The sequence below is a fragment of the Streptomyces antnestii genome (genome assembly GCF_004005495.1).
In the GTDB taxonomy this organism is placed as follows: domain Bacteria; phylum Actinomycetota; class Actinomycetes; order Streptomycetales; family Streptomycetaceae; genus Streptomyces; species Streptomyces antnestii.
Genome location: NZ_RZYA01000019.1, coordinates 84,333 through 96,617 on the forward strand (window position 1 = coordinate 84,333; position 12,285 = coordinate 96,617).

The 12,285-nt window shown below is 69.7% G+C and carries 9 protein-coding genes; 7 read left to right on the forward strand and 2 right to left on the reverse strand.

Going from position 1 to position 12,285, the window contains the following annotated elements:
* Positions 1 to 2 precede the first annotated feature (2 nt).
* Complete coding sequence (locus tag EOT10_RS30900) at positions 3 to 803, forward strand: LysM peptidoglycan-binding domain-containing protein (RefSeq protein ID WP_127831666.1); 801 nt, start codon at positions 3 to 5, stop codon at positions 801 to 803.
* A 137-nt stretch (positions 804 to 940) separates the two neighbouring features.
* On the opposite strand, the gene EOT10_RS30905 is transcribed toward EOT10_RS30900, so the two are convergent.
* Positions 941 to 2,398, reverse strand: a complete 1,458-nt coding sequence (locus EOT10_RS30905) for an NCS1 family nucleobase:cation symporter-1 (RefSeq protein ID WP_431313340.1) — start codon at positions 2,396 to 2,398, stop codon at positions 941 to 943.
* Positions 2,399 to 2,619: 221 nt separating this feature from the next.
* Between EOT10_RS30905 and EOT10_RS30910 the strand changes: the two genes are divergently transcribed.
* The 4 genes from EOT10_RS30910 (at position 2,620) to EOT10_RS30925 (ending at position 8,547) form a co-directional block, all read left to right on the forward strand.
* A complete protein-coding gene (locus EOT10_RS30910; protein WP_127831667.1) occupies positions 2,620 to 3,714 on the forward strand; it encodes a mechanosensitive ion channel family protein in 1,095 nt (364 codons plus the stop codon).
* 249 nt (positions 3,715 to 3,963) lie between these two features.
* A complete protein-coding gene (locus EOT10_RS30915) occupies positions 3,964 to 5,208 on the forward strand; it encodes a S53 family peptidase (RefSeq protein ID WP_127831668.1) in 1,245 nt (414 codons plus the stop codon).
* 297 nt (positions 5,209 to 5,505) lie between these two features.
* Entirely contained in the window at positions 5,506 to 7,014 is a 1,509-nt protein-coding gene (locus EOT10_RS30920; protein ID WP_127831669.1) for an aldehyde dehydrogenase family protein, read from the forward strand.
* Between the two features lie 48 nt (positions 7,015 to 7,062).
* Entirely contained in the window at positions 7,063 to 8,547 is a 1,485-nt protein-coding gene (locus EOT10_RS30925; protein WP_127831670.1) for a purine-cytosine permease family protein, read from the forward strand.
* A 70-nt stretch (positions 8,548 to 8,617) separates the two neighbouring features.
* Here the strand turns inward: EOT10_RS30925 and EOT10_RS30930 are convergent, their stop codons facing one another.
* A complete protein-coding gene (locus tag EOT10_RS30930; RefSeq protein WP_127831671.1) occupies positions 8,618 to 10,018 on the reverse strand; it encodes an NAD(P)/FAD-dependent oxidoreductase in 1,401 nt (466 codons plus the stop codon).
* 145 nt (positions 10,019 to 10,163) lie between these two features.
* On the opposite strand from EOT10_RS30930, the gene EOT10_RS30935 reads away from it, so the two are divergent.
* Entirely contained in the window at positions 10,164 to 11,666 is a 1,503-nt protein-coding gene (locus EOT10_RS30935) for a PucR family transcriptional regulator (protein WP_127831672.1), read from the forward strand.
* A 98-nt stretch (positions 11,667 to 11,764) separates the two neighbouring features.
* Entirely contained in the window at positions 11,765 to 12,247 is a 483-nt protein-coding gene (locus EOT10_RS30940; protein ID WP_127831673.1) for a hypothetical protein, read from the forward strand.
* Positions 12,248 to 12,285 lie beyond the last annotated feature (38 nt).

Genomic DNA, 12,285 nt, shown 5'->3' on the forward strand with positions numbered 1-12,285 from the left:
TCATGCCCGCAAAGGGAAAGCACCGCCGTCTCAAGTCCAGCACGCTCACCCGGGGCATCGCCGCCGTAGGAACGGGCGGGGCTGTGCTCGTTCTCCCGGTGCTCGGCGCGACCATCGCCAACGCGGCACCGGCCGAGACGGCCGCGAAGCCTGCCGCAGCCACCGCCCCCGCCGCTGCCGCCCCCAAGACGTACGTCGTCGTCGCCGGCGACTCCCTCGCGAAGATCGCCCGTGAGCACTCCCTGAGCGGCGGCTGGAAGAAGCTGTACAGCGACAACCGCAGCGCCCTCGGCAGCGACCCGGGCCTGATCCACCCCGGCGTCAAGCTCACCCTCGGCAAGAAGGCCCCGGCCGAGGCCGCGAAGAAGCCGGCCGCGGAGAAGCCGGCCGCGACCAGGGCGTCCGCCGCGCGGGCCGACCGCTCCGCGCGCACGACCACGCTCACCGCCAAGCCCGCCATCGCCCCGGCGAAGAAGTCCTACACGAACGATCTCGACGGCTGGATCAAGGAGTCGCTCGACATCATGGCCCAGCACGGCATTCCCGGCTCGTACGACGGCATCCACCGCAACATCATGCGCGAGTCCTCCGGCAACCCGCTGGCCATCAACAACTGGGACTCCAACGCTGTCGCGGGAACCCCGTCCAAGGGTCTCCTCCAGGTCATCGACCCCACGTTCCTCACCTACCACGTGGCCGGCACCTCGATGGACAGCTACGACCCGGTCGCCAACATCACCGCCGCCTGCAACTACGCGGCCGCCAAGTACGGCTCGATCGACAACGTGAACGGCCCGTACTGATCGCCGGTCCCAACACGCTGACAACGGGCCCGCAGCCGTCATCGACAGATGACGGCTGCGGGCCCGTTGTCAGCAGAACCTGATCGTGATCGGACCTGATCGTGTTCGGTCCTGCTCCGTGTGTGCCCGGGCCGCGACTAGTCGTCGCGGCCCGTGGCGTCCCGTGACATCACGGCGCGGTAGACCACCGCGGACAGCAGCACCCCGAGCGGCCAGGACAGCGCGGCCATATCGGAGAACGCCGGAAGCAGAGCGATCACCGCGGAGACGGCCGCCGTCGGTACGAAGACGGCCACCGCCCGCCGGTTGACGCCGCGGGTGTAGTGGAACTCCGCGGACGGGTCCGCCTGATAGAGGGCTTCCACGCGGACCCGCTGACGGCGAATCAGGTACCAGTCGACCATCATGATCCCGAACAGCGGGCCGAGCAGCGCCCCGAGTCCGCCGAGGAAGTAGTTGACGACCAGCGGATTGGCGTACAGCTTCCAGGGGAGCACCACCAGTGCCAGCACGGCGCTGATCAGTCCGCCCCGCTTGAAGGTGATGTGCTTCGGCCACACGTTGGCCAGGTCGTAGGCGGGCGAGACGAAGTTCAGCACGACGTTCACTCCGACCGTCGCGATGATGAACATGACCGCGCCGGCCACCAGGACCACCGTGTTCGGCACGCGCGCGATGATCAGCGCCGGGTCGGTGATCGCCTCGCCGAAGACGGTGAGGGAGCCGACCGTGACGCAGATCGAGACGACCGCGAACAGTGCGAAGTTGATCGGGATGCCCCAGAAGTTGCCCCGGACCACGGTGCGTTGGTCGCGGGCGAAGCGCGAGAAGTCGGTGTAGTTGAGCAGCATGGTGGCGTAGGTCGCGACCAGCAGGAACGCGCCGGAGAAGATCAGCCGCGTCGCCTCGCCCGCGGACAGCGGGTGCATCGACAGATTCATCGGGATGTGGCCGTGCGCCTCGACGACGAGCCAGACCGCCATGCCCAGCATGACGACCCAGATGGCCGGGCCGGCCCAGTCCTGGAACCGTCGGACCGCTTCCATGCCCCGGGTCACCACGGACAGCTGCAGCACCCACAGCAGCAGGAAGCACGCCCAGCCGAGCAGCGACAGACCGAGGAACTCCTGCCGCTGCCACCGCTCCAGGCCGGGGTCGAGCCGCAGCAGCAGGACCACCACGGCCAGCGACGCCAGGTAGGTCTGGATGCCGTACCAGGCGATGGCGATGACCGCGCGGATCAGGGCGGGCAGGTTCGCGCCCCACACGCCGAAGCTCATCCGGGCCACCACCGGGAACGGTACGCCGGTGCGCACGCCGATCTGGCCCGACAGGTTCATCCCGACGTACAGCACGGCGATCCCGATGGACAGCGAGAGCAGGACCTGCCAGCCGGTGAGCCCGAGTACGAACAGGCCGGCGACGAAGGTGTAGGTGCCGATGTTGTGGATGGCGGACATCCACATGGCGAAGAAGCTGTAGCCCCGCCAGTTCCTCTCGCTCGCCGGCGCCAGGTCCTCGTTGTAGAGGCGCCCGCTCGGATCGCTCTCCGTCAACGCCGCGTGATCGATGGGATCGGAGACGGTCTCGCTCAAGGGAACCTCCGAGGACGTGAGCGGAGGGTCCGGCCAACGGGCAGCGGGCCGCCTGTGGGGGGGCTCGGGCACCGACGGCGACCCGGGTCCGCCCGCTCGATTACGGTATACCAAAATTAAAAGGTGCCTCCTGGGGCGCCGTCAAGAGTGATGCGGATCCTCCCGTTCAGCCGGGGAGGGGGGCCGGTCGGCGCCGACGGGGCCCGGGTTAACGTCGAGTCATGGAGAACGTACTGCGACCGCTGATCGTGGTCGGTGGCTCCGTCGTGCTCACGCTCCTCGTCGGATGGGCCGTCGACCGCCTGCTGCGACGCGCCGACCGGCGCCACCACGAGACACCGCTGTGGGGCCTGCTGCGCCGCTGCCGACTGCCGCTCCAACTGGTGCTGTGCGCGGCCCTGCTGCGCGGTTCGTACGACCACGCGAACGTCGCCGAGAACCATTCCGCGGGGATCGGGCGCACACTCAGCCTGGTCCTGATCGGCACCACCGCCTGGCTGGTCGTGCGGATCGCGACCGCGATCGTCGAGTCGTCCTACGCCCGTTACGCGGGGCAGCACCGCGACGCCGCCCGGGTCCGCCGCGTGCGCACCCAGGTCACGCTGATCCAGCGGATCGTCACGGCCGTGGTCGGTGTGGTGGCGGCCGCCGCGATGCTGCTGACGTTCCCCTCGTTCCGGGCGGCCGGAGCGTCGCTGCTCGCGTCCGCCGGGATCGTGGGCATCGTCGCCGGTATCGCGGCCCAGTCGACGCTGGGCAACCTGTTCGCCGGGTTCCAGATCGCGTTCGGCGACATGGTGCGGATCGGCGACACGGTCGTGGTGGACGGCGAATGGGGAACCGTCGAGGAGATCACCCTGACCTTCCTCGCCGTGCGCACCTGGGACGAACGCCGGATCACCATGCCGGTCTCGTACTTCACGTCGAAGCCGTTCGAGAACTGGTCGCGCGGCGGCGCCCAGATGACCGGCACGGTCTTCTTCCACCTCGACCACAGCGCGCCCGTCGACGCGATGCGCGAGAAGCTCCACGACATCCTGCGCGAGTGCGCGGCCTGGGACGGCCGCAACTGGGGCCTGGCCGTCACCGACGCGACGCCGAGCACGCTCCAGGTCCGCGCCCTGGTCACCGCCAAGGACGCGGACGACATATGGACGGTTCGGGTCACCGTCCGCGAACACCTGGTCCGCTGGCTGGCGGAGAAGCATCCGCACGCGCTGCCGCGGGTCAACACGGCGACGGCGGCGCCCGCGCCGGACGCGGAGACGGTGTCACTGTCCAGGGACGGCCGTCCCCCGCGCACCGGCCGGGGCTGACGTCCCGGCAGAGAGAGCAGACAGCGCAGAGAGAGAGCAGACAGAACGGAGCGGTGACGCCCGGCACCTGTCAACCATGATCGCGCCAGTGTTCCGCCATGTACATCTCAGGAACTTCCTGGGTCATCTCCAAGTCGGCAATGCGGAGTTACAGATTCAGCGATCTTCTTGTTGACGTGCTCCGGACACCGTAGGTTCTGCGCCGGTCCTGATGCGTACCACGCGTCACAGACTGCACAGCGGACCCGCATGTCTCCCCTGGTTCACCCACCTCACGGAGGAAGTACGTTGCGCAGAACCCGTTCTCTCATAGCCGTGGCCTCTCTGGCCGCCGCAGCCCTGGCCATGGCCACCCCCTCCGGCCAGGCATCCGCGCCGAACGGCGTCACCGTGGCCCACTCCTGTGCCACTCCGACGCAGAAGAACGTCATGGCCTGCAACGCGCTCCGCGTCACCGCGGGCACCCCCAAATCCGCCCACGCGGAGAGCGACCTGACGGCGGCCGCCGCACCGTCCGGCTACGGCCCCGCCTCACTCCAGGCCGCGTACAACCTCCCCTCCGCCAGCGGCGGTTCGGGCCAGACCGTGGCCATCGTCGACGCGTACGACGACCCCAGCGCGGAAGCCGACCTCGCGACCTACCGCACCCAGTACGGCCTGCCCGCCTGCACCACCGCCAACGGCTGCTTCAAGAAGGTCAACCAGACCGGCGGCACGAAGCCGCCGCGCGCCGACTCCGGCTGGGCCCAGGAGATCTCCCTGGACGTCGACATGGTCAGCGCGGCCTGCCCGAACTGCAAGATCCTGCTGGTCGAGGCCTCGACCGCCTCGATGTCCAACCTGGGCACGGCCGTGAACACCGCGGTGAACCTCGGCGCCAAGTACGTCTCCAACAGCTACGGCGGCGGCGAGTCCTCCAGCGACACCACGTACGACTCGACGTACTTCAACCACCCGGGTGTGGCCATCACGGTCAGCTCCGGCGACAACGGCTACGGAACCGAGTACCCGGCCGCCTCCAAGTACGTCACCGCCGTCGGAGGCACCTCCCTCAACACCTCTTCCACGACGCGGGGTTGGACCGACACCGTGTGGAGCGGAGCGGGCTCCGGCTGCTCGGCGTACGACGCCAAGCCCACCTGGCAGACCGACAGCGGCTGCGCCAGGCGGACCGTCGCGGACGTCTCCTCGGTGGCCGACCCGAACACCGGTGTCGCGGTCTTCGACACCTACGGCCAGTCCACCGGCTGGATGGTCTTCGGCGGCACCAGCGCCTCGTCCCCGTTCATCGCGGCGACCTACGCGCTGGCCGGCGCACCCTCCGCCGGCTCCTACCCGGCGTCGTTCCCCTACGCGCACACCTCGGCGCTCTACGACGTGACCAGCGGCTCGAACGGCAGCTGCTCGCCGGCGTACCTGTGCACCGGCTCCACCGGATACGACGGCCCGACCGGCCTCGGCGTCCCGAACGGCACGGCAGCCTTCACGGGCTGACCTGCACCCAGCGGCCACTCCAGCGAGGCACGTAGCGCCGGGGTGGCCGTGAACCCCTCGCGGAGGACAGCGAGCCGCCGGCCCATGCGGCGCTCGCTGTCCTCTGTGCTTTGTCCTCTCTGTGCTGCACCGAGGCGCCCCGAAGCAATTGTCGTTGCGTATGAGAGGAGCCGTCGTGCTTCGGACGACGACCGAATAGCTGCGGCCGGGCGGCCCCGCCCATGCTCTGGACGAACCACGGGCCCGTTCACGTAACACCACGTCCCGTCACGTCCCGTCACGTCTGGAGCTGTCACGATGGATGCGCAGAAAGAGTTCGACCGGCTCAGCGGAACCCTGTTCGTCGGCGGTGCTCCGCTGGAGAGCGTCTCCACGGACCGGCGCCCGGTGATCGACCCGGCCACCGAGATCCAGATCGGTCACATCGCCGACGCGACGGACCACGAGATCGAGCAGGCCGTCGACCTGGCCAACGGGGCGCGACGCCAGTGGTGGGCGGAGTCCGCGCTGCATCGCGCCGAGAAGCTGCACGAGGTCGCGGCGGCGATCCGTGAGCTGCGGCCCGAGGTCGCCGAACTGATCACCCGCGAGACCGGCAAGCCCTTCAAGGAGGGCATGGACGAGGTCGAGTGGGCGGTCACCGCGACGCGGTACTTCGCCGAGCTCGGACGCCACAGCGTCGGACGGATCGCCGGCCCGGCGGCCCGGGGGCAGATGCAGTACACCCTCAAGGAGCCGTACGGCGTCGTCGTGATCGTGCTCCCGGCGAACTTCCCGGTCGTGCTCCTGATGTGGGAGGCCGCCGCCGCGCTCGCCGCCGGGAACGCGGTGATCGTCAAGCCGTCGGAGTTCGCCTCGCTGACCACTCTGAAGTTCATGGAGGTGTTCAGCGGCCTGCCCGCCGGCCTCGTGCAGTGTCTGACCGGCGGCGGGCGGGTCGGCAGCCGGCTTGTCAGCCACCCCGACACCCACCTCGTCGCTTTCACCGGCAGCGTCGCGACCGGACAGGCAGTGGCGAAGGCCTGTGCGGAGACCTTCAAGCCGTGCCTCATCGAGGCGTCCGGCAACGACCCGTTCATCGTCATGCCGTCCGCTCCCCTGCGCACCGCCGCACGAGGCGTGGCGTTCGCGGCCTTCCTCAACTGCGGCCAGGTCTGCACCTCGGCCGAGCGGATCTACGTCCACACCGACGTCTACGACGAGTTCGCGGAGCTGCTCGCCGCCGAGGCCGCGAAGCTGCGGATCGGCAACGGCCTGGACCGGGTCGACATCGGGCCGATGGAGCACCGTGGTGAACTCGAGCGGTTCGAGCGCGTATTGGCCCGGGCCATCGAGCAGGGTGCGACGGTCCTGTACGGCGGCAAGCGACCGGAGGGCTTCGACAAGGGGTACTTCCACGAGCCGACCGTCCTGACCGGTGTCACGCCCGAGATGGATGTGGTCAACGGTGAGATCTTCGGGCCGCTCGCCCCGCTCGTCCGAGTCGACAGCTTCGACGAGGCGATCCGGCTTGCGAACGCGTCCCGGTTCGGGCTCGGCGCGAACGTGTACACCACCGACCTCATCGAGACGGTCCGGGCCCAGCACGAACTCGTCGCCGGGACGGTGTGGGTGAACACCCCGCTCCCGGACAACGACGCCGCGCCGTTCGGCGGCCGCAAGCTGTCCGGCCTCGGCAGCCAGCTCGGCGCCGAAGGCCTCGACACGTTCCGCGCCACCAAGACCGTGATGATCGACCCGTCCGTCCCCGAGCAGGACTTCTGGTGGTTCCCGTACCAGGACGACGAGGCGTTCCCGGCGGTATGACCCGCACATGGACACGGTCACGGCGAAAAAGGACAAGGAATCCTCATCATGGCGACGACGAGAGACGCCTCGGCTGCTCAAGCCGCACCCGGAGCCGTACGCGGGCACGGCATCGAGACGCGGTCGATCGACTACGTGCCCGCGGCGGAACGGCACGGACGGCTCACCGACCAGGCGACCATCTGGTTCGCGGGCAGCGCCCAACTGCTCAGCCTCTCCACCGGAGCGATAGGCGTCTGGCTGGGCCTCAACCTCTTCTGGACCCTGGCCGCGCTGGCCGCCGGAACGATCCTCGGCACGATCCCGGTGGCCGCGCACGCCAGTCAGGGGCCTCACCTGGGACTGCCTCAAATGGTGCAGTCCCGGCCCCAGTTCGGCCGCTACGGCACGCTGTTCATCTGGCTCGTCGCGATCGCCGTCTACTGGGGCTACGTGGTCTTCGGCGTGAACACCCTCGGCGCCGTGACCGCGGACCTGGGAGCCGGGCACGGCCGGGTCTGGATGGTGGTGCTCGGCGCCGTCGGTGCCCTGTTCGCCCTGTACGGGTACGACCTGCTGCACATCGGCCAGCGGGTCGTCTCGATCGGGCTCATCGCCGCGCTGGCGGTCTTCACCGTCGGATCGGTCGTGGGCGGGCACATCCCGGCCGGTCAGTTCGCCGCCCAAGGCACCTTCCGGCCCACGGAGTTCTTCGTCGTGGTCTCCGCCTCCGCGGTGTACCAGCTCTCGTGGGCGTTCTTCGTGTCCGACTACTCGCGCTACATGCCGGCCGCGACCAGCCACCGCTCGATCATCGCGTACACCGCGCTCGGCGCCGGGGTCGGTGTGTACTGGATGGAGAGCCTGGGTGCGATCGCCGTGGCGATCTTCCCGCACAGCACCGATCTGATCGCGACCCTGCACCGGGCGAGCGACCAGATCCTGCCGGGCCTCGGCGTGGTCGTCGTCGTTCTCGGCGCCGCCGGGCTGCTACTCCTCAACGCCATGTGTATCTACGGTGGTTCACTCACGCTGATCAGCGCGGCCGACAGCATCCGTCCGACGCGGCCCGACCGGCGGATACGCGTCGTCACCATCCTGCTGATCGCGGTGAGCGCGACGGCCGTGGGCATCCTGATCCCGGCGGACTTCCTCGCCGGAACCTTCACCACGGTGCTCGCGGTCCTCGGCTATCTGATGGCCCCGTGGACCGCGATCAACCTCGTCGACTACTTCCTGGTCCGCCGCGGGAAGTACTCGGTACGCGAGATCTTCAACCCGGCGGGCATCTACGGGCGGTGGAACTGGCGGGGCCTGACCGCGTACTGGGTGTCGTTCGCCGCCATGGTGCCCTTCATGTACCTGAGCTTCTTCCACGGCTTCGCGGCCGGCCGCCTCGGTGGTGTCGACATCGCGTTCTTCGTGGGCATCCCCGTGGGCGCGCTGGTGTACTGGGTGCTGTGCAGGTCGCTGGACGTCCGCCGCGAGTGGGACATCATCGCGGCCGCCGACAGCGACCTCGACCTCGACGCGCGGGCAGAGGTGGTCGCGTAGTAAGAGGGTCCGCGATGTCATCACCGGAAAGAGAGGCCGGCCCGGTCCACGGGCCGGCCTCCCGCCCGCGTCAGTGGCCCAGCATCCGCCAGAACGTGCGGGCCGACCTCGACGGCTTCCCGGTCCGTGCCTCGGTCCTGTCCGCCATCGCGAAGAGAGCCGTGACCGCGTTGACACCGAGCCAGCGCAGCGGCTCCGGTTCCCAGCGCGGCGAGGTGCGTCCCACCCACGGCAGTGCCGTGAGGTCGCTGTCGTCCTTGAGGATCAGATCCGCGAGGGTGCGCCCCGCGAGGTTGGCCGTGGCCACACCGTCCCCGACGTATCCCCCGGCCCAGCCGATCCCCGTACCGCGGTCGTAGCGCACCGACGGGTACCAGTCACGCGGGATGCCGAGGTTGCCGCCCCACGCGTGGGTGAAGCGTGTGCCGTCGAGGCCGGGGAACAGGTCGCCGAGGATCGAGCGCAGCATGGCGTGCACGCGTGCGTCGCGGTCGTACGTGGGGCTGATGCGCGAGGCGAAATGGTAGGGCGCGCCCCGCCCGCCGAACGCGATCCGGCCGTCCGCCGTCCGCTGGCCGTAGATGCGCAGATGGCGCTTGTCGCTGAAGGTCTCGCGCGAATCGAGGCCACGCTCGTCCCACCAGGACTGCGGCAGTGGTTCGGTGGCGACCATGAGTGAGTACATCGGGACGAGTGAGCGGTGCCGGCCCGGGAGGTCGGGGGTGTAGCCCTCGGTGGCGACCACGATGCTGTCGGCACGCACCGTGCCGTGCTCCGTGCGCAGGCGCCCCGGCAGGATCTCGGTCACCGCCGTGCGTTCGTAGACGGTGACACCGTGGGCTCTTACGGTGTCGGCCAGGCCGCGCACCAGTTTCGCCGGGTGGAGGGCCGCGCAGTGCGGGGTGTAGGTACCGCCGAGTGCTCCGTTCATCCGGACCCGGCCGCCGGACTCCCCGGTCTCCCCCGCCGACAACATCCGCATGTGGTCCTCGCCGAAGCCCCATTCGCGCCAGTGCTCCACCTCGGAGCGTGCGCGGGCGAGCTGGGCGGCGTTGCGCGCCACCGACACGTAACCACCGTGCGCGAAGTCGCAGTCGACGCCTTCCTCGCGGACGACCCGGGCGATCTCGGCGACCGTACCGTTCATGGCCGACTGCATCGCCACGGCGGCGGGGCGACCCGCGCTCGCGGCGATCTTCCGCGCCGAGGTGGGGAAGATCGCCGAACACCATCCGCCGTTGCGGCCCGAAGCGCCGTAGCCGGCGACTTCCCGCTCCAGGACACAGATCCGCAGCCCCGGATCCCGCTTGGCCAGGTAGTACGCGGTCCAGAGGCCGGTGTACCCGGCGCCCACCACGGCGACGTCGAACTCGCGGTCCCCGGGAAGGGCGGGGGTCGGGTCCCAGGATGCGGGCAGTGTGTCGTGCCAGAGACTGATGTCCCGGTACGCGGTATCGGATGCGGTACTCATGTGAGTCTCTCCCGGAAGGCTCGTCCTGTCTGCGCTCCCGAGTCTTCGGCCACGACGGAGCCCGGACAATCGTCCCCTGGTCAGAACCGGGTACGAACTCGTTGACCTATCGTCTGACCACGAACCTCTGCGCTATCGTCCGCGAATGGCAATCTCGGTCGGTGACCTGCTGGACACGCCACATCTCAAATCGCGGCTGATAGCCGGCACCGGCGCCCTCCCGCGCGCCGTCACCTGGGCCCACAGCTGCGAGCTGAGCACCCCGTGGGAGTGGCTCGGCGAGGGCGACCTCCTCATGACGACCGGACTCGGCATCCCCACCCTCCCGGCGGACCAGGTCACGTTCGTCGAACGCTGCTCCGCCGCCGGAATCACGGGGGTGGCCATCGGCGAGAACATGAGCGCACCGCCACTCACCGAGCCCATGCTCGACGCTGCCGAGCGCCAACGGTTCGCCCTGATCGAGACGAACTACGAAGTCCCCTTCGTCGCGCTGGCCCGCGTCGTCGCCGCCTCGAACCAGTCCGAGAGCCAGGAGTTGCTGCGCCGCACCATGCGCATCTACGAGGTACTGCGCCGGCGCACCATGTCCGCGGGCCCGGACGCGGCGATCGTGGCCGACCTGGCCGGCATCCTCGACTGCCGGCTCGACCTCGTCGCCGCGTCGACCGGCCGCGGCCTGCTCCGTGACGGGGCGGAGCTGCCGTACAGGTTGCGGGAGCAGGTCGTCACCGTCCGCGGGGCGCGCGGCGAACGCCCGCCGGCGATCCTCCCGGTGGGGGACGCGGGCGGCACCCTGGTCCTTGCCGTACCCGGCTTCGGTGACGCGGCGCTCGTGGCGAGCCGCTGGCACACCACACGCCGCCCGGACCCGATCCTGCTGCACCATGTCTCGACGGTCGCCGCGTTCGTACTGACCCGGCGCAACGCGGAGCGGGAGCGCGACCGGCGCGTCGGAGCGACCCTGCTCGCCCAACTCCTCGACAGCCGCACCGATTTGGAGACCTCCGCCCCGGCCCTTGCCGAGCGCGGGCTGTCCCCCGAGGGCCTGGTGGTCGCGGCCCTGTCGGCGCAGGGCGACGGGCCCGAGGTGCATCACGCTCTCGGCGACCACGACATCGGCCACCTGGTGCTCAGGCGCGACGACCTCGTCCTGGTCCTCATGCCGGACACGGCGGCTGCGGTCGCGGCACTGCGCCTCGCGGCCGACCGGCTCGGCGTCGGCGAACCGGTCGGTGACCCTCACCGGGTGCCCGCGGCGGCACGCGAGGCACGCTGGGCACTGTCGGCAGCCGTAACCGAAGGACTCCCGGTCGTACGGCACGGCGAACACGACGTCACCGTGCTGCTGCCACGCTCGGCGGACCGGGCCGAGGCCATCGTGCGCAGCGTCCTGGCGCCCGTGCTCACGTACGACGCCGATCACGACGCGCAACTCACCGAGTCCTTGCGCGTGTTCCTCGACGAGAACCGCTCGTGGCAGCGGGCCGCCGCCCGCCTGCACATCCACAAGCAGACGCTGGTGTACCGGATGGGCCGCGTGACCGAGCTGACCGGCCGCGCCCTCGACACCACGGACGGCGTCGCGGCACTGTGGCTGGCACTGCGGGCGCACGACGGCACACATATCCCCGGGCGGCGGCCGTAGCGCAAAGCCGCCAGGGTGAGACGCTACCGTCTTCCCGTTCAACCCCATTCAATCGACGGAGAGTTGAGGCCCTGATGGCGGCGTCGTCACATGACTCGATGCTGGAACTGCTCTCGGCGGACGGTCCGGATCCGGACCACGCGGAGGCGATGATGCTCTACGGCCGGCTGGTCGGTACGTGGAACATCAGTAATCGGTACCTCTTCGGCGACGGCAAGTGGCGTACGGCCGCGGGCGAGTGGCGCTTCGGCTGGGCCCTGGGCGGGCGCGTGGTGCAGGACGTACTCTTCTGCCCGGACTTCCACGGCCGGTTCCCCGGCACCACCCTCCGCATGTATGACGTCACGACAGGGCTGTGGCAGATCACCTGGATCTCGCCGAAGTTGCCCTCGCAGTTCTCCCAGGTCGGGCGGTCCGACGGTGCCGGCGGGATGATCCAGGAGGGCACCGACTCGGAGGGCAGGCGCTCGCGGTGGACGTTCACCGAGGTCACGTCGGACTCCTTCCGCTGGCAGGGGTTCAGCGCCGCCCCTGACGGCGAATTCGAGCTGTTCCAGGAGATGCACGCGACACGTCGATAGGCGAGCGAGTCCACATCAAAGCAACGAGATGCCACAGC

Bases quoted from the DNA above. Each gene is read 5' to 3' on its own strand.
- EOT10_RS30935 (WP_127831672.1), top strand. From the start codon at position 10,164: ATGGCAATCTCGGTCGGTGACCTGCTGGACACGCCACATCTCAAATCG.
- EOT10_RS30915 (WP_127831668.1), top strand. From the start codon at position 3,964: ATGTCTCCCCTGGTTCACCCACCTCACGGAGGAAGTACGTTGCGCAGA.
- EOT10_RS30900 (WP_127831666.1), top strand. From the start codon at position 3: ATGCCCGCAAAGGGAAAGCACCGCCGTCTCAAGTCCAGCACGCTCACC.
- EOT10_RS30930 (WP_127831671.1), bottom strand. From the start codon at position 10,018: ATGAGTACCGCATCCGATACCGCGTACCGGGACATCAGTCTCTGGCAC.
- EOT10_RS30910 (WP_127831667.1), top strand. From the start codon at position 2,620: ATGGAGAACGTACTGCGACCGCTGATCGTGGTCGGTGGCTCCGTCGTG.
- EOT10_RS30920 (WP_127831669.1), top strand. From the start codon at position 5,506: ATGGATGCGCAGAAAGAGTTCGACCGGCTCAGCGGAACCCTGTTCGTC.
- EOT10_RS30925 (WP_127831670.1), top strand. From the start codon at position 7,063: ATGGCGACGACGAGAGACGCCTCGGCTGCTCAAGCCGCACCCGGAGCC.
- EOT10_RS30940 (WP_127831673.1), top strand. From the start codon at position 11,765: ATGCTGGAACTGCTCTCGGCGGACGGTCCGGATCCGGACCACGCGGAG.